This window comes from Polynucleobacter sp. MWH-UH35A (assembly GCF_018687075.1).
Lineage (GTDB): Bacteria > Pseudomonadota > Gammaproteobacteria > Burkholderiales > Burkholderiaceae > Polynucleobacter.
Window position 1 is genome coordinate 1183508 of record NZ_CP061285.1, and the last position, 22875, is coordinate 1206382.

Here is a 22875-nt window from a genome sequence, read left to right on the forward strand (position 1 = left end):
TTACAACAGCATTATTGCTGCAGTAACATCTTAGTGCTTCATTGCTCCTGGGTTACCCATCGCATTTACAGGCATTTTCACTTCCACTTCACCTGCCTTAGCAAACTTAAGCTTTACTGGAACAGTTTCACCGGCAGTTAATGGCGCCTTAATGTTCATAAACATAAGGTGCAAGCCACCTGGCTTGAGCTCCACAGCGCCACCAGCAGGCACGGCAATATCTTTTACCTGACGCATCTTCATGACGTTGCCTTCCATTGCCATTTCATGTAACTGCACTTCACCAGCAACCGGCGAGCTTGCTGATACCAGTTGATCAGCAGCACCTTTATTTTCAATCTTCATAAATCCGCCGGCAGCTTGCTGCCCAGGAACGGTAGCACGGGTATAGGCATTTTCAATTTGGACGCTACCAACTTTAGCGTTTTGTGCATTTGCCAAACCACTCAATCCCAAGCCAATTGCCGAGATTAACAATGCCTTCAATAAAGTATTACTTTTCATTCTCACTCCTCCTAGTTAAATTCATTCTCATGTCGTTAAATTGTTCATCAAGCAAGCACCTATTGCATTACTGTAATCCCATCCTAGAAATGCCATTACTTCGCTGGTTTATCTGAATCTATGAGGGGATATGCATCTGCTACATAGGCGGGACCCTTAGAGAGCATCACGATAAAAGCAGCTATGGCCAAGGTGAGCACCATACAAACAAAAAATATCTCCGTGCTAATGACCAAAATATCAATCATTCTTTGCGCTTTAGTAGAAAGCAATAACCTTGACAACAAACTGGGTAGAGCTAATCCCAAACTACCAAATACGATAATTTGGGGAAGCTCACGTAAGACCTTGCGCTCAAAACCCGGCTCATAGGTTTGATATCCAGGCAATTTTCTTAACCAACTTTTCATGCTGCCAACCTATCGTAATAATTATTGGAGCTGCCACGCTGGAAAATGCCCTTCTTGCTAGCCAGCTCACTCTTTAAAGCCTCCAGACGCTCCTCTATCATCGCATAAACAGGTCTAAGAGATTTAGCCTGCTCTGACAATAGGCTACCAAGCTCTCTTTTAGAGAAGGCACTCATTCCTGCTGTACCCATCAAGGCAAAAATGCCGGTTCCCAATTGACGTTTGTACTTTTCAATATCATTGATTTTCTTATGCAGAACGGCCAAATCCTTCAAATGCGCTCTACCCAGTTTTTGAGGAACATATCCTAAATAGTGTTCATCAAAGCTCTGAATAAAAGCATTATCCGAAGGCAAATCTTTAGGGAGCTTAACCACGAATGCCCTTCTCGATGATTGATTGATCCAGATATACCGAATTAACTCAACACAAGAGTAGCGATCAATTGGCTTGCGAGACGGAAACCGATTGTCACAATAATGACCCTCTATCTGCTCCGCTGGCAACGATACTTCCTGAGAAACTATAGAAATAATCTGCTTCGCTGTTGCCCCGTTATCGGGACGCTCAATAATGGCGTACATTAATACCTCCTCATAAATCAACGGCAATTATTTTTGCCAAACGACACAGCAATGCCGTGTCAACACAGTGATTTAGGATTTGGTAGGTGGTGCCCTAGAAGGAAGCTTGACCCAGGCAGATGGTATCTGCGGGGTTTGATATGCTAATTGCGCTTGCGCCGTATAGCTAAGCGGATCCGCAAAAACAAAAGCGCTAATGCTTGGTAATAAATAGATTGGCTGCACAACACAGTATGGGCAATGACTACCCATGGCAGCAGATGAAGAAGGCTCATCGTCTCCGATGACCTGAGTCATCTTTGTGCCATTAGTGGTACAAATCTCAACTACAAAACCTTGGCCATTACTAGCCAAAGATAAAGCCTGTGAAACAGCAGGCGCAAGCGCACTCAACAAGATAGCTAAAGCAGCTATCCAGTGTATGAGTTTGCGTACTGCTAAATGTCGCATAGTAAAGCTTATGTATTCCCTAAAGATTTTTGAAGTTGACGAAAGTCAATCAAGCCTGTTTTACGAGTAGTCTTGCCTGTTTTATCAATCATAATGGTTGTAGGTGTTTCACCATGCCACTGTGGATCAATCTCATAACGTAAGCGCTCATCAAATGGCGCAACTACATAGTAATTATTTGCCCTATCTAAACCTGCTTTATTCAGCATTTTTTTTATGGCATCCTGTGAAACATCGTCGACCTGAATAAAGACTACTTTTGCAGTTGGATTATTTTTAAGAAACTGGCCCCACTGGGGCATCTCTTTGACGCACGCTGGGCAGGTAACCCCCCAAAAATGGACTGCCAGTGGCGCACCATTAGCAGCCTTAGTAATAGCCTTCCATTCCCCGAATTGATATGGCTTGAGGGAGATCGTATCTGCTAACGCCAATCCAGAAATAGATAGGACTAAGCTTATAAATAGTGTCGACCAAAATTGTTTCATTGCTTGCGCCCTAGATTTATTAATTGATATCCATCATCGCGCGTTAGCCAAGATAAAAATACTTCATTACCTGCATTCACCAAAAGAGGGTGATCACTATATCCTGCTGTACTTGACAACATTTTAGGTGAACCCCAAGAATGGCCATCATCCGAAGACTCCTTTAGATATATTGATGACTTCATCCCGTCAAATTCTTTCCATACAAGCCAAACTTGTTGTCCCAAGGCAAATAAATAAGGCCTAGCAACATTTGCTCCCTCCGATCCAATGCGACTTGGCTTTGTATAAGTTACCCCTTGGTTGCTCGAGTTGGCATAGAACACACCGGAGCGTTTGTTACCTTGGGTATACCAAGCAACATGAAACTTTCCAGACCCAGATACTGCAATAGATGGTCCATGGTGCGGACAAGCGTCAGTCTTCCATTCATCATCCGCAACCTTACGAATAGGCTCAGCACCTTTGTTGGAGATCACTTGGGAGGCTTGGTCTCTTATACCCCCTGGAAAGATGGCGCGATAGATAATAACTGGCTGATTTTTTGGGTCTAAGGCAACGCCAATGCGGCAGCACTCGCAACTACTCTCATTCGCAAAACGTTCTACCTGAAATGTCTTACCACCATCTTCAGACAAAGAGTAGGCAATAGCACCGCCCAAGCGTTTCTCACCACCCTGCTTTGCTGCAGCAACTAGACGTTTATCAATCCATGAGATAAATAAATTGCCGTTCGGCTTTATGAGCACCGATGGAAAGCGTTGGCTAGAGCCATCATTAACCAAGGATGTCGGCGCTGTAAAAGTAATGCCGCCATCCGTGGATCGGGCGGTATTAATTTGCGCATTCCAATTAGAGTCCTTGAAAAAGCTATACGCCAAAAAGACGTTATTTTCCTTATCGGCAACAATTTGTGGTCTGGCATCACTGCCTGCATCAAGCGATTTACCGTGTTCGGCAATCTTGACAGCAGGAGAGAATGTTTTTGCCAAATCCTCAGATTGCGCAACAGAGACAACTCCATTCGCCGTCCATGCTAGGAGCAATGATCCATTTTGAAGAAAAAATGGGGTTGCAGCGTTTGCGCACTCCAACCCCCCACCCTGACAAACACCGCTCACTTTAGTTGAAGTGGCTCCAGCCATGTGTGAGGAGTGGTCAATTTGCGCCTGAGCCGAACCAACGCTACCAAGCACACTCATTAGAAGTGCGCCAAGCCAAAGTTGTTGACTCCAGAAGAAAATAGTTTGTTTCATTATTAGAAGATGATACGTGCACCCACAGAAATTGCCTGCGGCATACCGATGACATAGCTAGTATTACTGGAGCCAGTTCCAAAGGTAATATATTGGCGATTAAACAAATTCACTGCAGAAGCATATATCGTAGTGTTCTTAGTCATCTCATAGTTTGCACGAAGTCCCACTACCGCATAGGAAGCCACAGGCAAGGTATTGGAAGTGTTTAACCATGAACTGCCTACATAGCGTACTGTAGCGGTCAAACTGGCTTGTGGTACTGGATAGTAAGTTAAGCCACCACCAAGAATATTTTGCGGAACACCGCCCACTTGCTTATTAATTGGGTCACTTGTTGCGCTCATCGTTAGCTTAGTGCTAGTAAAAGCATAGTTAGCATCGGTAGCCCACTTGGAGTTAATGTCATGGTGAAACTGAAACTCGATACCTTGACTCAAAAGATTCTGGTTATTAGTGTAGTAGCTAATGTTGGTGGAATTACAAATACCAACATTTCCAGTGCCAGCTAAAGGGTTGCCGGTAGCACCGCAGAGACTTTTTGCCAAAGCTACATCGCTAGAACTTCTACTAGAGAGGCTATAAGTCGCGACTGCATTTTGAATATAGTTATTAAACGCCGTTAACTGTGCAAATCCGCCCTTCCAGCGATAGTCTGTACCAACCTCATAACCCGTCATCGTTTCAGGAGTGAGGTTTGGGTTAGCAAAACTGTAGCCACTCGATGACCCGTAAGAGCGCAGCGTGTTGTTCATACCTGGGGCATGAAAAGCCTGATAGGCAGCAGAACGAATATCCCAATCCTTATTCATCTTATACAGCAAGCCTAAAGTCGGGCTAAATTGCGTCTTGCTTTGATTTGGAATATTTTGATACGCAGGATTAGCGCCGTTTGGGCCTGCATTGTAATTGGTTGGCGTCTGACTATTCCATTGATCCACACGCGCCGCCAAAGTAGTTTCTAAAGGAAAAGATTCCGCTTTGGATTTGAGCTGCCCCATCAAACCATAAAACGTTTGCTGACCCTGAGCATAGTTCACTGCTGCTGAGGTGCCATTGTTATTTAAGTTATTGGTTAAATTAGATCCAGCAATATTGCGCGCGTCAACTCCGACTACATACTGATCAATCAACCCCGTCGTTTCTTGAGTATATTGAGCAGAGGCGCCGACAGTACTGTAGGGATCTTTGTAATTGGCATTGATGTAAGGCGTATTTGCTGGGATATTATTTGATCTAGTTGTCGTCGTAGAGCCATTCTGCTTATTAAAGCCTGTGTTCTCGTAGAAGAAATTCACATCAACTTTTGACTTGTCATCTAAGCGCGTAGTAGTGCCACCAGCCAAATCCGTTTCTTGCATGATGTTGGTCGCAAAAGCGTAACCAGATGAGAGATCTGACATGGTGTGATAGCCAACACGGAAGAAACCGCTCGTATCTTGGGTCGCCTTGAAATAGCCCTGCATTCTCACGTTGGAGTTATGTGAGGCAGCATCTCCCTGGCCATTTTTAATGCTCGTTGGTGATGCCGGGGATATCGTCGCTATATTTTGATAGCCATCGGTATTGAAATAATCTGCCGAGAAACGTAACTGAAGATTCTCAGAAGCAATCAAATCTTTGGATGCTGCAACATTACCAGTACCAAATGCACCATAGCTAGCAGATGCCTCTTGCTGACTATTGACTGGAGTTTTGGTCTTGATGTTAATCACACCACCCATGCCATAGTTGCCCCACAAGCTAGAAACACCACCGCGAATAAATTCTACCGAATCAATCGAGGACATCGGAACTAAGTTCCACTGTACCGTGCCATAAAACGCATCATTGGCAGGTACGCCATCAATCAAAACCAAAGTTCTAGCATTTCCCAAACCGCGAACGTTAATACTCTGCCCTGTTGGATCCTTTTGGTAGTAAGGCTGATCATTAAGGATGACGCCAGGCACATTCTTTAAAATTTGGTCAACAGTTTGATCCGGCGCTACCTCTAATGCCTCTTTTGTGAGAACCGTGGTGTTTAACGGAATTTCATCTAGCGGCGTCCCAGAACGGGTTGCGGTTACCGTAACACTTTTGAGCTTCTGATCATAATCAGGCGGTGGCGCAATTTGCGCCTGCGCATTAATTAATACCGATCCAAATAGCATACCCACGCATGCGCTAATTTTTTTCTGCTTGAACAACATTTTCCACTCCACTGTTTATTACGGCAACGCTTTGAAAGATTCGTTGCTAACTACATAGCTAAACGCTATGCCCTAATTTTTAATTAGGCTTGTGTAGGAGGAGCTGCTGAGGGAGGGGTTACCCAAACAGCAAGAGGTTTGGGTGATTGATAGAAGAGCTTCGGAAGCAACGCAAAGGTATTTGGCGCTTCGAAAGTGAGATTGGTATTGAATGCTGGTGTGATAGTGTTTTGCGCTACACAATACGGGCAAGGTTTTGCTTGATCAGCAACTTCTTGATCATCTGTTTGCACGTCTAAGGTAATTTTTGCTCCGCTCGTAGAGCAAATCTCCATCGCAAAACCTTGGCCATGCTTCGCAAGCGAGACCGCTTGCGAAACTGCTGGCGCAAGCGCACTCATCGCAATGGCTGCAGTTGCAATCCAGTGAATGAGGCGGTTTTTATGGAAATTCATGATGGAGGGATTTTATCGGAATTTCTGAGACTCAAATGCAAAAAGGAGGCTTTCGCCCCCTTTTCACTTAGAAATCGCTATTTCTAGCATATCTCTTTATGCCGCTGCCTTTTTCTTGCCTACGAACTTGCCAATCAATGGCCAGAAGAGGAGGAGCAAAGCTACTGAAGTGATGCCTGCTACTAAGTAGTTTGAGAAGAATACGTCCAAACTGCCTTGTGAAATCAGCATGGACTGACGGAATGAATCCTCTGCGCGATCACCCAACACCAAAGCCAAGACCATTGGCGCCATTGGGTAATCCAGCTTCTTGAATACATAACCCAATACACCAAAGCCCAACATCAACCAAACGTCAAATGTGGCGTTGTGAACTGTGTATGCACCCACCGCACAAATCACAATGATGACTGGAGCAATAATGGAGAACGGAATTCTCAAAATGGAGGCAAAGAGTGGTACGCAAGTTAATACCACAAACAAGCCTGCCAAGTTACCCAAGTACATACTAGCGATCAAGCCCCACACAAAGTCTGGTTTCTCAACGAAGAGCAATGGGCCTGGTTGTAAACCCCAGATCAACAAACCGCCAAGCAATACTGCTGCAGTTGGTGAACCAGGAATACCTAAAGACAACATTGGCAGAAGTGCTGATGTACCAGCTGCGTGAGCTGCGGTTTCTGGAGCAACAATACCTTCCATCTTGCCGGTGCCAAACTTATCGCCATCCTTGGATACGCGTTTAGCAACGCCGTAAGCCATGAAAGAGGCTGGTGTAGCGCCGCCAGGAGTAATACCCATCCAGCAACCAATCAAGCAGCTGCGTAATGAAGTAGCCCAGTACTTAGGCAATTCTTTCCAGGTTTCCAAAACGACTTTGCCGCGAATCTTTGCAGCAGCACCTTGGAAGGCTAGCCCCTCTTCCATTGAGAGGAGGATCTCGCCGATACCAAACAAACCAATCACCGCAATCAAGAAGTCAAAACCTCGCATCAGTTCAGGATGACCGAATGTCAAGCGCAATTGACCTGTCACAGTGTCCATACCAACAGTTGCTAGAGCAAAGCCCAACATCATGGCAGAAATGGTTTTGAATGGTGAACCCTTATTCATACCGACAAAGCTACAGAAGGTCAGCAAATAGACGGAGAAAAATTCTGGGGGTCCAAACTGCAAAGCAAACTTAGCAACCAATGGAGCCAAGAAGGTAATCATTACGATCGCAAAGAAAGCGCCTACAAATGAAGATGTAAATGCGGCTGTCAATGCTTCGCCAGCTTTACCATTACGAGCCATTGGATAACCATCAAAGGTTGTTGCCACAGACCACGGTTCGCCAGGGATGTTAAACAGGACCGATGTAATCGCCCCACCAAATAATGCGCCCCAGTAAATACAGGACAGCATAATGATCGCGGATGTCGGCGGCATGGTGAACGTCAATGGCAACAGGATCGCAATGCCGTTTGCACCGCCCAAACCTGGCAACACGCCAATAATCACACCGAGCGTTACACCAACCAACATTAACAGCAAGTTAAAGGGTGTCATTGCAACGGCAAAGCCGTTGAATAGAGCGCTAATTTCTTCCAACTTGAACTCCTTATTTAATCTTTTTTAATAGTTATTGTTTTTTATTGCACACCCAAGAACTCGAGCGGGTTAAACCATGAGCCGTGTGGCAATGGAACTTGAAACCAGAACTCGAACATGAGGTACAGGGCTACGCTCACCCCAACTGCAACTGTGATTGCTTTCCACAAAGGATATTTCCCGAGCCACACCATGAAGATGGCAATGTAGAAGACTGAGGAAACATAAATACCAATTAACTGTACGCCCAACACAAATACCACTGCAGGCAACAAGACGGCCATAACTTGATTAAATGGCTCTTTCTCCACAAAAGATTCGGTCTTTTTATTCTTATTAACAATCGCTGCCTGATAAAGCGTTACAGCACTCGAGAGCATCATGATCAAGCTAATGTAGAAAGGGAAATAGCCAGCCTCCGGACCATCGCTACCCCAACTAGCGCCTAATTTAATACTTCCCACCATCACTGTTAAACCAATCGCAAGAAATACGATCGCTGTAACAATATCCATTGCTCTAGTACTAATAACCGAGTCTTGTTTTGCGTTGTTTGTATGTTCAGACATTTTTTGTTTTTAATAAATTTGTTGATGCACTTACTTAAAAAATAGGACCCCCAATTGGAGGCCCTATTTAATTTCTCTTTGATTACTTAGCCAAGAAGCCAGCCTCACCCATCAACTGCTTGTGCAAAGCTTCGTTCAAAGTGAGCCAGTTTCTAAACTCTTTACCAGTCATGAATGTCTGATTAAATGCACCGTCAGCCATAAATTTCTTCCACTCAGGAGTAGCGCGTACCTTCTTAAATAAATCAACATAGAAGTCAACTTGCTCTTGAGTTACACCTGGCGCCATAAAGATCCCGCGCAACATAACGTAGTCAGTAGGAACGCCTGCTTCCTTACAGGTTGGTACGTCATACCAAGATTGAGTGTCGGTTATTTTTTCTTTGTATGGCATACGTGTGTCATCAAATACACACAAAGCACGCAACTTACCAGCACGCCATTGAGCAACTGCTTCAATTGGATTGTTCACAGAAGAGTCAACGTGATTACCAACCAATTGAACCGCTACGTCGCCGCCCCCTTTGAATGGGATGTAAGTGAACTTAGCGCCTGTTGCTTTTTCGATCGCTACAGTAATGATCTGGTCTTCAGACTTAGAACCAGTACCGCCCATTTTGAATTTACCTGGACCAGCTGCTTTAGCTGCATCGATATATTCTTTAGCAGTCTTGTATGGTTTTTCAGCGTTATCCCATAAAACAAATTGGTCAAGCGCCAACATGGCTACCGGGGTAATGTCTTGCCAGTTAAATGGCACGCCAGTTGCCAATGGAGTGGTAAACAAATTAGAGAGCGTAATCACAATCTTATTTGGATCGCCCTTAGCCTCTTTCATTGCCAAGAAACCCTCAGCACCCGCACCCGCACCTTTGTTCACAGGAATAATTGCCTGCTTCATCAAATTATTTTTGGTAATGATCCCTTGGATCATGCGCGCCATTTGGTCAGCACCGCCACCAGGACCAGCAGGAATAATGAATTCAACTGGCTTGTTTGGTTCCCATGCTGCAAACGCAGGTGAAACGCCAACTACACCGAGGGCCAAAGCGGTAGATAACAACGCCCCTTTTAACTTCATCTTCATAAAGTATGTCTCCAAAATGGTTTACCAATTTAAATTTGGCTTATCTAATGTGAGATCGATTTTTAAACAAGATGGACTCGTAGAACTTGACTGCCATCAATAATTTCAAAATCGTTACACATAGGCCTCTGAAATCTAGTAGAAACCCTGATATATCAAGCCAAAGACCGTTGCTAGTGTACTTACAAATGAAAGTAAAAACTGCATTTTTTGCACGAATAATGAACGTTTTGAAATTCATTACTGAGCAATTCCAGTCTAGGGTTTTCCCTTAATTTAGAGGAATTGGTTGGTGCCGCTTGCCGGAATCGAACTGGCGACCTTTTCATTACGAATGAACTGCTCTACCAACTGAGCTAAAGCGGCATATCCGTTATAAATTCTAGCGGAATCGATCCAATAGTTTTTTGCTGACTTTATCGAGCTGAGTTGAGTCCTTGATCAAGAACTGCAAACCATTCGAGTCAGCAATCAGCAATGTGTTGCCTGCAATTCTACGAATATCTTCTTCGCCCTTTAGGCGAATTCGAGTTGGACCGCGATCGGTTTCAATATCCCAAATGCTTGGGGTAGCAAAGGTAGACACTTTCGTAATTTTTTCAATCACTGGCATGAACTCACGCTCAGCCAACTCTTCTTCAATCAATCCTAATTCTGCTTCAGGGATTGCAGCCATGTTTGGGAACCAGAAAAGCTCTTTGCCAGATTGATTCATGATGCCAATACCAGCGCCAGGCGCAGTGATTGGAAAGGCGCGCACAGGATGAACACCAACATGACGCTCGCCTTTGCTATCTACAAACACAAGGCGCCCCAATGCATCGCGCTCGAGTTGATGAGTGGATTGATTGATTTGCGTCATACCCCACCCCCTATTTTCTTGGCTACTTCTTGTAGCTGCTCTTCTTGCTGCTCTCTTTGCTCTTCTTCTAGGCTTTCCCCAATAGCACCGCCCTCAACCAATTCAGCTGCATGACGAAGCTGAGCCTGGTAAAGGGTGTAGTAAGCGCCTTGGGCCTCCATGAGCTGGTCATGCGAGCCAATTTCTACAATTTCACCTTTATCCAAAACGACTAAGCGATCTGCTTTTCTTAGAGTGGATAAGCGGTGGGCAATCGCAATCGTGGTGCGCCCCTTAACTAAGTTATCCAAGGCGCGCTGAATTTCTTTTTCGGTTGTTGTATCAACCGAGGATGTTGCTTCGTCCAAAATGAGAATGCTTGGGTTAATGAGTAATGCACGCGCAATAGATATGCGCTGACGCTCACCACCGGATAGAGACTGACCGCGCTCACCAACCAAAGAGTCATAACCTAAAGGTAAGCGAAGAATAAATTCATGGGCATGAGCTGCACGGGCAGCCTCAATAATTTCTTCACGAGTAGCATCAGGCTTACCGTAAGCAATATTTTCAGCAATCGTGCCAAAAAATAGGAATGGCTCTTGTAATACCAGGCCAATACGTTTGCGATAGTCGGAAATAGCGATACTGCGAATGTCGCGCCCATCCAGCGAGATAGCACCAGAGCTCACGTCATAAAAACGGCAAATCAAGTTCACTAAGGTGCTCTTACCAGATCCGCTATGCCCTACCAAACCAATCATTTCGCCCGGGGCAATGTCTAAATCAATGCCCTTGGAGACTGCACGGTTGCCGTAACGGAAACCCACGCCTCGCAAGGAGATGCGGCCCTTAACCTCACCCAATGGTGCTGGATTAATAGGTTCTGGAACACTGGAAACATGATCGAGGATGTCAAAAATACGTTTGGCACCCGCAGCCGCTTTTTGCGTATGCGAAACAATGCGGCTCATCGAATCTAAGCGGATGTAGAAACGTCCGATGTATGCCAAGAAAGCAATCAAGACACCCACGGTAACTTTCTGATGCGCTACTTGCCAAATACCAAAACCCCATACCACTAGCAAACCTGTTTCTGTCAGTAGCGTTACTGTAGGCGAGAACAAGCCCCAAACACGATTGACACGATCATTGATTTGCAAATTGTGTTTATTGGAATCGACAAAGCGTTTGAGTTCACGATCTTCTTGTGCGAATGCTTTAACAACACGAATACCTGGAATGGTGTCGGCAAGAATATTGGTCACTTCAGACCAAATACGATCAATCTTCTCAAAACCAAAACGCAAACGATCGCGCACTACGTGAATCATCCAAACGATAAATGGCAGCGGGGCCAGCGTAACCAAGGCTAGTAGCGGATCGATAGACACCAGAATCGCAGCCGTCATCGTAATCATCAAGACATCAGTTGCAAAATCAAGGGCATACAAAGACAAGAAAACGCAGATACGGTCAGTCTCTGCGCCAATGCGGGCAATCAAGTCACCTGTACGTTTGCCGCCAAAATATTCCAAAGAAAGTTTGAGTAGATGCTCAAACGTAGTGTTGCGTAAATCCGCACCAATGCGCTCACTTACGAGCGCAAGCAGATAGGTCTTCCACCAACCCAAACCCCATGCAACCAGTGCAGCACCAAACAAAGCCAACAGATACATGCTGGCCAAATGAAAATCAATCGGATTGCCACGTTCATATGGAATCAATACATGATCCATTAACGGCATCGTGAGATACGGAGGAATTAATGTTGCCCCTGTTGACAAAAGCGTCAACACAAAACCAAGCAGCAATTGTTTTTTATAAGGACGCGCAAAACGCCAAAGCTTAAATAAAGTCCAAGTAGATGGCGGAGCGTCATCTTCTGGATCGCATGTTGGACAATTCTCAGAATTTGCTGGTTTAGGGCTCAAGCAAACCGGACAGACCTGTTTGTCGTACTCACTAACCTCGCCATTACGAATTTCCTCACCACGGGTAAGTTGCCTAAAACTGGACTGCAAGCGAAGCACTTGGGGGTTCACTGCCAAAGTGAAGTTCCAAGACTTGAGTAACTTATCGGCTGTTTCCAGCCTTAAATGCCCTACCCCGGCATGATCGCCATGGACTAAATGGGCACCCTGACCCAATTCCCAGGATTCAAATGCCTTGCCATCCGTCCAAACCAGTCCTTCATGACTAAGCAAAAGGAGGCTTTTTTCAAAGCGCAAATCCGCATCCAAATCAAGCTCAACCCAGGCTAGTAAAGCCTCAGGGCTCTTTACAGGGGATGCGTGATTGGCTAAAACAGCCTCCCAGCCGCTTGGCAGCACGGGGGCAAAAGGTAGGATTTGTGGCTTCATTGACCTTAAAAGTATAGTGGAGCTGAATTATTTAGATTTATTGCTCCTGTCAACTTTAGGGGGCCAAAAGCCGTTAAATTATCCAACTAGGCCTTTTTATGTATTTTTGCTAATTTTGTGAGTTTTTCAATAACTACTAGAAACAGAGAGACTGTCTGACGCGTCAACGCCAAAATTCTGGCGCCGGCCATCGCAACACTGCATATATGCCCCAATTATTAGATAAATCCATCGAGATTCTGAGCGTGAAGCATCTCCGTGGCCCCAATATGTGGACCTACCATCCGGTTATCGAGGTTTGGGTCGATATTGGCGATTTAGAGGACTACCCCTCAAACCTCATTCCTGGCTTTTATGAACGTTTAGTCAAGGCACTCCCCAGTCTTGTTGAGCATCGTTGTAGTTATGGCGAAACTGGCGGCTTCTTAAAGCGCGTTGAAGAAGGCACTTGGCCTGCTCACATCATGGAGCATCTCACGCTTGAACTACAAAATTTAGCGGGAATACCAGGTGGGTTTGGTAAGGCACGAGACGGCGATCGTCGTGGCGTTTATAAAGTGATGGTTAGCGCAATTAACGAAGAAGTCACACTAACCGCCCTCAAATATGCGCGTGATTTATATCTGGCTTTAGCGCAAGACAATACTGATTGCATTGCTCTAGTACAAACCATCATCGAGAATTTACGTGACCTTGGCGACGATCTTCTGTTAGGTCCAAGTACGGCATGCATAGTGAATGCTGCAGAAGAGCGCGGCATTCCATCGATTCGTTTGTCTGAAGGCAATTTAGTACAACTGGGTTATGGCGCCAAGCAACGCCGCATCTGGACAGCAGAGACTGATCAAACGAGCGCCATTGCTGAAACAATTTCTAGAGATAAAGATTTAACGAAAAGCCTGCTGCGTAGCGCTGGCGTACCCACCCCTGAAGGTCGTACTGTAACGAGTCCAGACGATGCCTGGGAAGCTGCTCAAGATATTGGCTTACCAGTCGTTGTAAAGCCGATCGACGGCAACCACGGTCGCGGTGTTTTTATCAACCTGTATACCCAACAAGAAATTGAAGCTGCTTATGCAGTTGCGATTGATGAAGGTAGCGAAGTTTTAGTTGAGCGACATATTGTTGGTGATGAACATCGCTTGCTCGTAGTTGGCAATAAAGTCGTTGCTGCTGCAAAAGGGGAAACGGTTTGGGTTACTGGTGATGGCAAACACAGCATTCATGAATTAATTCAAATTCAGATTAATTCCGATCCACGTCGCGGTACAGCTGAAGAGCACCCGCTTAATCCAGTACGTATTGACTCAGCAGTTGAGCTTGAACTGGCGCGCCAACAATTAACTGGGGATAGCGTTCCTGCTGTCGACCAAAAAGTATTGATTCAAAGCAACGGTAATGTGGCATTTGATGTTACGGACTTAGTTCATCCTGATGTTGCCAGCCAAGTAGCCCTCGCCGCTCGCGTCGTAGGTCTTGAAATTGCCGGTGTTGATTTGGTGGCACAAGATATTGGCAAGCCACTTGCCGAGCAAAACGCCGCCATTGTTGAGGTTAATGCTGGCCCAGGCTTGTTGATGCATTTAAAACCCGCCAGTGGCAAACCTCAGCCTGTAGGCAAAGAGATTGCAAACCACCTCTTCCCCCCTGGAACAGATTTCCGTATTCCGGTAGTGGGTGTTTGTGGCGAACGCGGCAAGACTTCAGTATCTGAAATGATTGCCCACTTCTTGCGCTTAACCAATGTGTATGTTGGTCTATCTAGCAGCAAAGGATTATTTTTCGGCAACCGCGCCATTCCAAACTCGAATGCATCGAATTGGGAAAATGCGCGGCGCACCCTCCTCAACCGCGCTGTAGAGGCTGTTGTGATTGAAAATAATCACTTATCAATGTTGATTGAAGGTTTGGCCTACGATCGTTGCCAGGTTGGCGTAGTGCTCAATGTTGATCCGAAGGCCAACTTCCCGCAGTATGCAATTTATGACGAAGATCAAGTCTTTAGCATTGTTCGCACCCAGGTAGACGTTGTTCTGCCTACAGGCGTAGCTGTTCTCAATGCTGATGATGCTATGTGCGTTCAGATGGCGGAGCTGTGTGATGGTGAGGTGATCTTCTTTAGCGAGAATCCAGATTCTGAGATCGTCAAGACCCATTTACTCAATGGCGGTCGTGCAGTTGCAATTGGTAAACAACAAATTACCCTAAAGTCTGGCAAGCTCGATCAGAAATCCATTCCCGTGCCACGCCACTCAGAAGCGAATAGCACCACCCCATGGAAGACGATGAATTTGGGCGCCGCGATAGCAGCAGCTTGGGCCCTAGATATTCCGTTTAACGTTATCGAAGCAGGTGCAGAAACATTTGTGCCTGATGCCACTATTACTGCAGGGGCTTAATTGGAAATCACCCGTATCCGTATGTTACGCGGCCCAAATTTATGGAGCCGCCACACCGCTTTAGAAGCTATTGTTTCCTGTGATGAGTCGGAGCGCTCCATCGATTCCATCCCTCAATTTGAAATCAAGATTCGTGAACGCTTTCCACAACTAGGCAGCATGCGCCGTGGCGGTCATAATGAGGTGCTTTCGCTTGCTCATGCTTTAGAGCACGCCGCACTGGGACTTCAAGCGCAAGCAGGCTGCCCTGTAACCTTTAGTCGCACCGTACAAACCGTTGATACTGGCGTTTATCAAGTTGTTGTTGAATACACTGAAGAAGTTGTGGGCCGCATGGCTTTTGACTTTGCCTTTGCCTTAATACAAGCAACGCTAAATGACGCACCATTTGATCTGGCTGCCGCCCTCTCTGAATTAGAAGCGCTTTATGAAGATGTCCGCCTTGGACCAAGTACTGGTTCTATTGTTGATGCAGCCATTCAACGCAACATCCCTTTTCGCCGTATGACTGAAGGCAGTATGGTTCAGTTTGGTTGGGGTAGCAAACAAAAGCGGATTCAAGCAGCAGAGACTAGCGATACCAGTGCAATTGCTGAAGCCATTGCCCAAGACAAAGAGCTCACCAAAAATCTACTCGCTGCTGCTGGCGTATCTGTACCCATTGGTGAAGTAGTCACCACCGCTGACGATGCTTGGCGTGCGGCTCAAAAAATCGGTGGCCCGATTGTGCTCAAACCTAAGGATGGCAATCAAGGTAAAGGTGTTGTTGCCAATATTCAAACTGAAGAAGAAGTTCGTGCTGGCTTTATCGTGACGCAAGCCTTTGGCCGCGAAACCATTGTTGAGCGCTATCTTCCAGGCGCAGACTATCGCTTGCTGGTTGTAGGCAATCGCCTTTCCGCAGCAGCGCGCCGCGAACCTGCTCAGGTAGTTGGCGACGGCACTCATACCGTTACTGAACTGGTCGAAATAGAAAATAAAAACCCATTGCGTGGCGATGGTCATGCTACTGCCCTAACCAAGATTCGCTTTGACGATATTGCACTAGCTCATCTTGCGGGTAATGGCCTCACTCCAGAATATGTGCCAAAGACTGGTGAACGTGTATTGCTGCGTAACAATGCCAACCTCAGTACTGGTGGCACTGCTACCGATGTGACGGACGATGTTCACCCAGATGTCGCAGCTAGCGCTGTTGCAGCCGCCCAAATGATTGGTCTAGATATTGCTGGCGTAGATATCCTATGCGAATCAATCTATAAGCCTTTAGAGCAACAAGGTGGTGGCATTGTGGAAGTCAATGCTGCGCCGGGTTTACGGATGCACTTAAAGCCTTCTTATGGCAAAGGTCGTCCTGTTGGTGAAGACATTATTAATATGATGTTCCCTCTAGGTGAAGACGGGCGCATTCCAGTGGTTGCTGTCACTGGTACAAACGGCAAAACTACTACGGTTCGCCTTATCTCTCATCTGCTCAATCAAACTGGCCTACGTGTTGGCATGACCGGTACTGATGGTGTTTATATCAATAACCGCCTCATTGACACCGGTGATTGCAGTGGGCCTAAGAGTGCCCGCAATGTATTGATGCATCCAGATGTTGACGCCGCCGTTCTTGAAACTGCACGCGGTGGCTTACTGCGTGAGGGCTTAGGTTTTGATCGCTGTGAGGTTGCAGTCGTGACCAATATTGGTGAAGGTGATCACCTGGGACTAAATTACATTACCAGCGTTGAAGATTTAGCAGTTCTCAAGCGCGTTATTGTGCAAAACGTAGCCCCTACTGGTGCAGCCGTCTTAAATGCTGCCGATCCCATGGTTGCAAAGATGGGTGACAAATGCTCTGGTCGAGTGATTTTCTTTGCGCAAAATCAACATCACCCAGTCATTACCGCACACCGCGCTAAAAATAAGAAAGTGATTTTCTTTGATGGCACCTACATTGTTGCCTCTAAGGGTTCACGCGTGATGTATCGCTTCCCTGTAAGTGAAATACCATTGACGCAAAATGGTGTACTCGGGTTCCAAATTGAAAATGCCATGGCCGCCATTGGTGCAGCTTGGGCGTTAGGCTTAGATGCTGAAAAGATTGCACGCGGTCTGCACAGCTTTGAAAGCGATCCAAATTCAGTACCAGGTCGCTTTAACCAGTTCCAACATAATGGCGCTACGGTGATTGCTGATTACGGCCACAACCCTGATGCGATGCGCGCACTCGCAAGCGCAGTCGAGGCCATGAAACCCAAGAAAAGCCATGTCGTGATTAGCGGCGCCGGCGATCGTCGTGATGAAGACATTCGCGATCTCACTCGTATTCTTGGAAATGCTTTTGATAATGTCATCCTTTATCAAGATGCCTGCCAACGCGGACGTGAAGATGGCGAGGTATTACGCCTGCTACAAGAAGGTTTAGTTGGCGCCACCAAGGCAAAGCAAGTTCAAGAGATCCACGGTGAATTCAAAGCGATTGATACTGCATTAGATGGACTTTCTGCTGGTGATATTTGCCTGATCCTCATCGATCAAGTAGAAGAGTCACTTGCCTACCTTAAAGAAAAGGTCAAGCCATAAGGGCTTTTCAACCTATCCGTCAGCGGCAATTTCTGAATAATAAAAAAACCCAATCAAACGATTGGGTTTTTTTATTTACAGCAGCCGATCTGATTATGAGTGGTAGTGCACAATGCGATCAATTTCTTCTTTAGAACCAAGCATTACTGAAACACGCTCGTGGAGATCGGTGGGTTGCAAATCCATAATGAGATCTGTGCCATTGGTCGACGCACCACCGGCTTGCTCTACCAAGAAACTCATTGGGTTCGCTTCGTACATTAAGCGCAACTTACCGGGCTTGTGTGGTTCACGTTGATCCCATGGGTACATAAATACGCCACCACGGGATAGAACACGATGCACATCAGCCACCATGGAGGCAATCCAACGCATGTTGAAATCCTTATCGCGCGTGCCACTCACACCGGCAAGACACTCCTCAACATAACGACGCACTGGGTCGGCCCAGTGACGCATATTGGACATATTGATCGCAAACTCCTTAGTTGAGTGTGAGATCTTTACCGCTTCCTTAATCAGCAAGAAATCACCAGTGACTTTATTCAGAGTAAACATCACCACGCCATCACCCAAGGTCAATGCCATTGTGGTTTGTGGGCCATAGACTACATAACCAGCGGCAACTTGATGACGTCCCGATAACAAGAAATCAGAATTCTGCAAAGGCGCATTGGGATCTTGCTTTTTGAGAACAGAAAAAATAGTTCCAATGGAAACGTTCACGTCAATATTGGATGAGCCATCAAGTGGATCAAACAAAAGCAAGTAGTCTCCCGTGCCTTGAACTGGAACTGGCAACTCCATCTCTTCAGAGGCTAAACCAGCAAGTGATTTACAACCTTTAACGCCATCGATCAATAAATCATTTGCAATGATGTCGAGCTTTTGCTGAACCTCGCCTTGTACGTTGCCAGTGCCTGCAGAACCCAATAAACCAATCAAAGCGCCCTGCGCTACTTCATGACTCAGAGTTGAGCAGGTATTAACCACTGCAGTCAGCAATTCTTGCAACCCCGCAGGGATGGGAGCACCCGCTGGCTTAGCGGAGGTCAAATATTGCTTGAAATTGATATGGGTACTTGAGGACAAAGGTGTTTCTCCAAAGCTCTATAGAAATTAGGGTCTATTTTGCCCTTTTCTGAATATCATGCTGAAAATACGGTCATATCTTAAATAAATGGTTCTTTTTGCGGTAAAGCCCTCTGATTTTGATGTTATTTTAGATGTTATACTGCATCAAAATTGATGAGGAATAACTATGAGAACCACTGTCACCATAGATGATGACCTTTACCAGAGGGGTTTGGATCTTGCTGATCCCGAGATGGATAAAGCAGACCTCTTCAGGGAGGCTATTAATGTATTCATACGAGTTCAAGTGGCTAAGAGATTAGCGGCGTTGGGTGGAAAAGCTCCGCAGATGAAAAGCATTCCTCGTCGCAAACCAAAGAGTGGTCAGCAATCATGACCATGGTTTTAGTCGATACATCCGTTTGGGTGGCACACTTTAGAAAATCAAATGCATCCTTTGAATCGCTTTTAATAAACGACCAAATTCTTTGCCATCCCTTGGTTTTAATAGAAATAGCATGCGGCTCACCGCCTGCCCCACGCTCTAAAACCCTAAGCTATATTAAAAAATTACAGCAAGCGAAGGTGGCTACTCCAGCCGAAACGTTGGACTTTGTTGAAAAGCATCAACTCCAAGAATCTGGATGTGGCGCAATAGATGTTTCACTTCTTGCATCAACTCTGCTTTCAGAAAATGCCCAACTCTGGACTTTCGACAAGAACCTAGAAAAACTTGCTGTTCGCTTGGGTATTTCGTATAGCAATAAGCTCCACTAATTTCTTAGTTACCCAGCGCCTTGCCAATCACTTCCCTCACATCTGGGGAGAGTGTTTGACACGCTGAAACCCGCTCTAGCGCGGCCTTCATACGATCTTGGTAGGGCTGGGCAAATAGGCGCCAACGATCCAAGGCTCTTGCAAGGCGTGCGGCTACTTGGGGGTTAATCGGATCTAAGGCCAGCACACTGTCCGCCCAAAACTCATAGCCACTGCCATCCGCCTGATGAAAGCTAGCTGGATTGTTAGCACAGAATGAATGAATGACACTGCGTACTCGGTTGGGATTGTTTAACTTAAACGCTGGATGCTCACGTAGTTTCTTTACCTCAGTCAGCGTAGAGTCAAGACCATCCACTGGAGGACGGCTCGATTGCAGGCCAAACCACTTATCAATGACGAGTGCGTCATTTGCAAAGCGATTGTAAAAATCAATCAAGCAATCTTTTGCCTGCTTTGCACCATGCACTACCAATGCAGATAGGGCTGCATAGCGATCAGTCATGTTATCTGCGATCTGATACTGATGGGCAGCCATAGGAGCCCATACTGCTGGAGCAGCTTCAAGCAACATGGTTAATGCCAAGTTCTTGAGGGCACGCTTACCTGAGTCCACCCCATCTGACTTAAACGGTCCAGGTGTTTGCATTTGCTGATACAAAGCAGCCCACTCCAACTGGAGTTGTTTGGCAATCTCTCTACGGAAAGCACGGCGTGCGGTAAAAATCTGCTGCGGATCAACACTTGTGCATTGCTCATACAAGTAGGATTCTGCAGGTAGGGTTAGGGCCAGATCCTTGAAGGCTGGGTCTAAGTTGGGATCCAGCAAGACAGTGCGATACGCCTCAATGAGCTTGGCATCAGGCAGACGATTATTCAGAATCATTTGCATCGCCAGCTTTTGTCCAGCCTCCCAGCGATTGAAGGCATCATCATCGCTAGAAAATAGCGTCAAAAGATCTGCTTCAGACTGCTCAAAGTCTAAATTAATCGGGGCTGAAAAATTGCGGTTTATCGATAGCACTGGGCGCTCTGCAACATTGTCAAAGGTCCATGCCTGAGTCTCTTGCGTCAGTTCTAGCAATTGCTCTTTTTGGTCATTCGCTTTTGTAATTAAGCGCATATTCAATGGAATATGAAAAGGCTTTTTCTCGGACTGGCCAGGACTTGGTGCGCAACTTTGCGTCAGTGTGAGTTGGTACTGTTTATTGGCAACATCGTAATGCTCTTGTACCTTAACCCTTGGAGTACCTGCTTGGCTATACCAATTCTTAAACTGAGTGAGGTCTTTGCCGTTAGCATCAGCCATAGCCATCAAGAAGTCATCGCAAGTTACTGCTTGTCCATCATGGCGCTTAAAGTACAGATCCATGCCCTCACGGAAACCCTCCTTACCTAGCAGGGTCTGGTACATCCTTACTACCTCAGAACCCTTCTCATAGACTGTGACGGTATAGAAGTTATTAATCTCTTGGTACTCATCTGGACGAATGGGGTGAGCCATCGGACCCGCATCTTCTGGAAATTGCAGTTGACGCAATAATCTGACATCTTCAATTCGCTTGACTGCCCTGCCAGACTCGTTGCCCATTTGATCAGCAGAAAACTCTTGATCTCTAAATACGGTCAAGCCTTCTTTCAGTGACAACTGAAACCAATCCTGACATGTGACGCGATTACCAGTCCAGTTATGGAAGTATTCATGTGCAACCACACTTTCAATATTGGCAAAGTCAGCATCAGTAGCAGTTTCTGGTTGTGCAAGCACAAACTTGGTATTGAAAATATTCAATCCCTTGTTCTCCATGGCGCCCATATTGAAATCACTCACTGCGACGATCATGAAACGCTCAAGATCTAACTCCAGCCCAAAGCGCTTCTCATCCCAATGAATAGAAGCAATCAGAGAGTCCATGGCATGACGAGTCTTTTTCAGATCATGTGGCTCAACCCAGATCTGCAATAGCTTCTTAGCGCCACTGCTAGTGGTAATAGTCTCTTCAATACACTGCAGCTTACCGGCCACCAAGGCAAACAAGTAGGATGGCTTCGGAAATGGGTCTTCCCAAGTGGCGCTGTGCCAACCGTTAGGCAGCTTCTCTGTATTGAGTAAGTTACCGTTAGACAACAAGACTGGGCACTCTGTTTCACGAGCACGCAATGTCACACGATAGCGCGCCATGACATCAGGGCGATCCAGGAAATAGGTAATCTTTCGAAAACCTTCCGCCTCGCATTGCGTAAAGAAATTGCCATTTGAGACGTACAGACCCATCAAGGTAGTGTTTTTTTCGGGAACACAAACGCAAATAATCTCTACGACAAATTTTTCCCTGCCTTCGTTTGGCAATGAATGAATGGAAAGTGTCTCTGGAGTTAATTCAAAGTGACGATGGGCCTCACCATTAATCCGCAAGCTGACGAACTCAAGCTCATTTCCTACTAATACCAGGGGGGCACCTGCTTCAAAGCTTTTGCCTGGCAAAACTTCAATGCGACTTTTAACAATAGTGCGCGCTGGGTCTAGAGCAATATCTAACTCAACGTGATCGAAGGTATAAACAGGGGGGCGGTATTCGAGCCGACGGAAGCTCTGGGGGAGATCAGTTTTCATAGGCCTATTTTAAGTCTAGGCTGACTGAGTGGTGTGCCGCCTGATCGAGCCCTAAGTCAAGCCCTAAGTCAAGCCCAAATCAGGGTAGCCAAGCCAATAGCAATAAAAGTAACAGCGGCTACTGCGTGAACCCACTTTATCGGCATGCGTTTCGTGAACTTCTGGCCTATCCAGACTGCAGGAGCATTAGCCAACATCATCCCCAAGGTGGTGCCAATCGTTACCGAGACTACATCTTCATAACGAGCCCCCAAAGCAATAGTGGCAATTTGCGTCTTATCACCCATCTCAGCCAAAAAGAATAGGCCTGTTGTTAGCAAAAATACTTGCAGGGCTTTATCAGCCACCTTCGATCCAGCGGCATCATCAATATGATCTGGCACCAACAGCCACAAACCAATCCCCAAGAAACTCAATCCTAAAATCCAGCGCATGACATCAGGCGACACCAAGGTAGTTAACCAATGGCCTAGCAAAGCAGCGCAAGCATGATTAGCAATCGTGGCAATAAAGATGCCAGCAATAATTGCCATGGCTTGTTTTGGGTAACGCGCTGCAAGCATCAGCGAAAGTAATTGAGTTTTGTCCCCCATCTCTGCCAAAGCAACAACTCCAGCAGAGAGGGTTAAGGCAGAAAAATCCATAAAT

At 46.1% G+C, this 22875-nt stretch carries 20 protein-coding genes and 1 tRNA gene; 4 read left to right on the top strand and 17 right to left on the bottom strand.

Annotation, left to right across the window (positions count from 1 at the left end; translation table 11 throughout):
• Positions 1-30: 30 nt before the first annotated feature.
• The 14 genes from ICV36_RS06190 to ICV36_RS06255 all read right to left on the bottom strand — a co-directional run bounded on the left by ICV36_RS06190 (position 31) and on the right by ICV36_RS06255 (position 12792).
• Positions 31-504 carry a copper chaperone PCu(A)C gene (locus ICV36_RS06190; RefSeq protein ID WP_215399807.1) on the bottom strand — a complete coding sequence of 158 codons (474 nt, stop codon included), beginning with the start codon at positions 502-504 and terminating at the stop codon, positions 31-33.
• A gap of 95 nt (positions 505-599) precedes the next feature.
• Entirely contained in the window at positions 600-914 is a 315-nt protein-coding gene (locus tag ICV36_RS06195) for a hypothetical protein (protein WP_215399809.1), read from the bottom strand.
• The gene (locus tag ICV36_RS06200; RefSeq protein ID WP_215399810.1) at positions 911-1498 is read right to left on the bottom strand and encodes a hypothetical protein; all 588 of its coding nucleotides are present in this window, start codon (positions 1496-1498) and stop codon (positions 911-913) included. Before ICV36_RS06200 ends, ICV36_RS06195 begins: the two co-directional genes overlap by 4 nt.
• A gap of 72 nt (positions 1499-1570) precedes the next feature.
• A complete protein-coding gene (locus ICV36_RS06205) occupies positions 1571-1948 on the bottom strand; it encodes a DUF2946 family protein (protein WP_215399811.1) in 378 nt (125 codons plus the stop codon).
• An 8-nt stretch (positions 1949-1956) separates the two neighbouring features.
• Positions 1957-2436 carry a TlpA disulfide reductase family protein gene (locus ICV36_RS06210; protein WP_215399813.1) on the bottom strand — a complete coding sequence of 160 codons (480 nt, stop codon included), beginning with the start codon at positions 2434-2436 and terminating at the stop codon, positions 1957-1959.
• Positions 2433-3692 (bottom strand): sialidase family protein, encoded by a 1260-nt coding sequence (locus ICV36_RS06215; protein ID WP_215399815.1) that lies wholly within the window; start codon positions 3690-3692, stop codon positions 2433-2435. Before ICV36_RS06215 ends, ICV36_RS06210 begins: the two co-directional genes overlap by 4 nt.
• 2 nt (positions 3693-3694) lie before the next feature.
• Entirely contained in the window at positions 3695-5884 is a 2190-nt protein-coding gene (locus tag ICV36_RS06220) for a TonB-dependent receptor (RefSeq protein WP_215399816.1), read from the bottom strand.
• Positions 5885-5967: 83 nt separating this feature from the next.
• Entirely contained in the window at positions 5968-6339 is a 372-nt protein-coding gene (locus ICV36_RS06225; RefSeq protein WP_215399818.1) for a DUF2946 family protein, read from the bottom strand.
• 96 nt (positions 6340-6435) lie between these two features.
• On the bottom strand, positions 6436-7932 hold the full coding sequence (locus ICV36_RS06230; RefSeq protein WP_215399819.1) for a tripartite tricarboxylate transporter permease: 1497 nt from the start codon (positions 7930-7932) through the stop codon (positions 6436-6438).
• Positions 7933-7973: 41 nt separating this feature from the next.
• Positions 7974-8501 carry a tripartite tricarboxylate transporter TctB family protein gene (locus tag ICV36_RS06235; RefSeq protein WP_215399821.1) on the bottom strand — a complete coding sequence of 176 codons (528 nt, stop codon included), beginning with the start codon at positions 8499-8501 and terminating at the stop codon, positions 7974-7976.
• Between the two features lie 82 nt (positions 8502-8583).
• Complete coding sequence (locus ICV36_RS06240; protein ID WP_251375132.1) at positions 8584-9582, bottom strand: tripartite tricarboxylate transporter substrate binding protein; 999 nt, start codon at positions 9580-9582, stop codon at positions 8584-8586.
• Between the two features lie 296 nt (positions 9583-9878).
• Positions 9879-9954 (bottom strand) — tRNA-Thr (locus tag ICV36_RS06245).
• Between the two features lie 16 nt (positions 9955-9970).
• Positions 9971-10450 carry a DUF1854 domain-containing protein gene (locus ICV36_RS06250; protein WP_215399824.1) on the bottom strand — a complete coding sequence of 160 codons (480 nt, stop codon included), beginning with the start codon at positions 10448-10450 and terminating at the stop codon, positions 9971-9973.
• Positions 10447-12792, bottom strand: coding sequence for an ABC transporter ATP-binding protein (locus ICV36_RS06255; RefSeq protein ID WP_215399826.1), 2346 nt, complete (start codon positions 12790-12792; stop codon positions 10447-10449). The genes ICV36_RS06250 and ICV36_RS06255 overlap by 4 nt, the downstream gene beginning before the upstream one ends.
• A 206-nt stretch (positions 12793-12998) precedes the next feature.
• On the opposite strand from ICV36_RS06255, the gene cphA (ICV36_RS06260) reads away from it, so the two are divergent.
• Positions 12999-15191, top strand: coding sequence for a cyanophycin synthetase (cphA, locus tag ICV36_RS06260; protein ID WP_215399827.1), 2193 nt, complete (start codon positions 12999-13001; stop codon positions 15189-15191).
• Entirely contained in the window at positions 15192-17762 is a 2571-nt protein-coding gene (cphA, locus tag ICV36_RS06265; protein ID WP_215399829.1) for a cyanophycin synthetase, read from the top strand. It begins immediately after the preceding gene.
• Positions 17763-17855: 93 nt separating this feature from the next.
• Here the strand turns inward: cphA (ICV36_RS06265) and ICV36_RS06270 are convergent, their stop codons facing one another.
• Positions 17856-18854: a class 1 fructose-bisphosphatase gene (locus tag ICV36_RS06270; RefSeq protein WP_371743196.1), complete on the bottom strand. Its 999-nt coding sequence runs from the start codon at positions 18852-18854 to the stop codon at positions 17856-17858.
• 169 nt (positions 18855-19023) lie between these two features.
• Here ICV36_RS06270 and ICV36_RS06275 point away from each other — a divergent pair, with 169 nt between their 5' ends.
• Both ICV36_RS06275 and ICV36_RS06280 read left to right on the top strand, forming a co-directional pair.
• The gene (locus tag ICV36_RS06275; RefSeq protein ID WP_215399831.1) at positions 19024-19233 is read left to right on the top strand and encodes a type II toxin-antitoxin system VapB family antitoxin; all 210 of its coding nucleotides are present in this window, start codon (positions 19024-19026) and stop codon (positions 19231-19233) included.
• The gene (locus ICV36_RS06280) at positions 19230-19613 is read left to right on the top strand and encodes a type II toxin-antitoxin system VapC family toxin (protein ID WP_215399832.1); all 384 of its coding nucleotides are present in this window, start codon (positions 19230-19232) and stop codon (positions 19611-19613) included. Before ICV36_RS06275 ends, ICV36_RS06280 begins: the two co-directional genes overlap by 4 nt.
• Positions 19614-19617: 4 nt before the next feature.
• On the opposite strand, the gene pepN is transcribed toward ICV36_RS06280, so the two are convergent.
• A complete protein-coding gene (gene pepN / locus ICV36_RS06285) occupies positions 19618-22227 on the bottom strand; it encodes an aminopeptidase N (protein WP_215399834.1) in 2610 nt (869 codons plus the stop codon).
• A 68-nt stretch (positions 22228-22295) separates the two neighbouring features.
• A complete protein-coding gene (locus ICV36_RS06290; protein WP_215399836.1) occupies positions 22296-22871 on the bottom strand; it encodes a TMEM165/GDT1 family protein in 576 nt (191 codons plus the stop codon).
• Positions 22872-22875: the final 4 nt, after the last annotated feature.

Bases quoted from the DNA above. Each gene is read 5' to 3' on its own strand.
- ICV36_RS06190 (WP_215399807.1), bottom strand. From the start codon at position 504: ATGAAAAGTAATACTTTATTGAAGGCATTGTTAATCTCGGCAATTGGC.
- ICV36_RS06195 (WP_215399809.1), bottom strand. From the start codon at position 914: ATGAAAAGTTGGTTAAGAAAATTGCCTGGATATCAAACCTATGAGCCG.
- ICV36_RS06200 (WP_215399810.1), bottom strand. From the start codon at position 1,498: ATGTACGCCATTATTGAGCGTCCCGATAACGGGGCAACAGCGAAGCAG.
- ICV36_RS06205 (WP_215399811.1), bottom strand. From the start codon at position 1,948: ATGCGACATTTAGCAGTACGCAAACTCATACACTGGATAGCTGCTTTA.
- ICV36_RS06210 (WP_215399813.1), bottom strand. From the start codon at position 2,436: ATGAAACAATTTTGGTCGACACTATTTATAAGCTTAGTCCTATCTATT.
- ICV36_RS06215 (WP_215399815.1), bottom strand. From the start codon at position 3,692: ATGAAACAAACTATTTTCTTCTGGAGTCAACAACTTTGGCTTGGCGCA.
- ICV36_RS06220 (WP_215399816.1), bottom strand. From the start codon at position 5,884: ATGTTGTTCAAGCAGAAAAAAATTAGCGCATGCGTGGGTATGCTATTT.
- ICV36_RS06225 (WP_215399818.1), bottom strand. From the start codon at position 6,339: ATGAATTTCCATAAAAACCGCCTCATTCACTGGATTGCAACTGCAGCC.
- ICV36_RS06235 (WP_215399821.1), bottom strand. From the start codon at position 8,501: ATGTCTGAACATACAAACAACGCAAAACAAGACTCGGTTATTAGTACT.
- ICV36_RS06240 (WP_251375132.1), bottom strand. From the start codon at position 9,582: ATGAAGTTAAAAGGGGCGTTGTTATCTACCGCTTTGGCCCTCGGTGTA.
- ICV36_RS06250 (WP_215399824.1), bottom strand. From the start codon at position 10,450: ATGACGCAAATCAATCAATCCACTCATCAACTCGAGCGCGATGCATTG.
- ICV36_RS06255 (WP_215399826.1), bottom strand. From the start codon at position 12,792: ATGAAGCCACAAATCCTACCTTTTGCCCCCGTGCTGCCAAGCGGCTGG.
- cphA (WP_215399827.1), top strand. From the start codon at position 12,999: ATGCCCCAATTATTAGATAAATCCATCGAGATTCTGAGCGTGAAGCAT.
- ICV36_RS06275 (WP_215399831.1), top strand. From the start codon at position 19,024: ATGAGAACCACTGTCACCATAGATGATGACCTTTACCAGAGGGGTTTG.
- ICV36_RS06280 (WP_215399832.1), top strand. From the start codon at position 19,230: ATGACCATGGTTTTAGTCGATACATCCGTTTGGGTGGCACACTTTAGA.
- pepN (WP_215399834.1), bottom strand. From the start codon at position 22,227: ATGAAAACTGATCTCCCCCAGAGCTTCCGTCGGCTCGAATACCGCCCC.
- ICV36_RS06290 (WP_215399836.1), bottom strand. From the start codon at position 22,871: ATGGATTTTTCTGCCTTAACCCTCTCTGCTGGAGTTGTTGCTTTGGCA.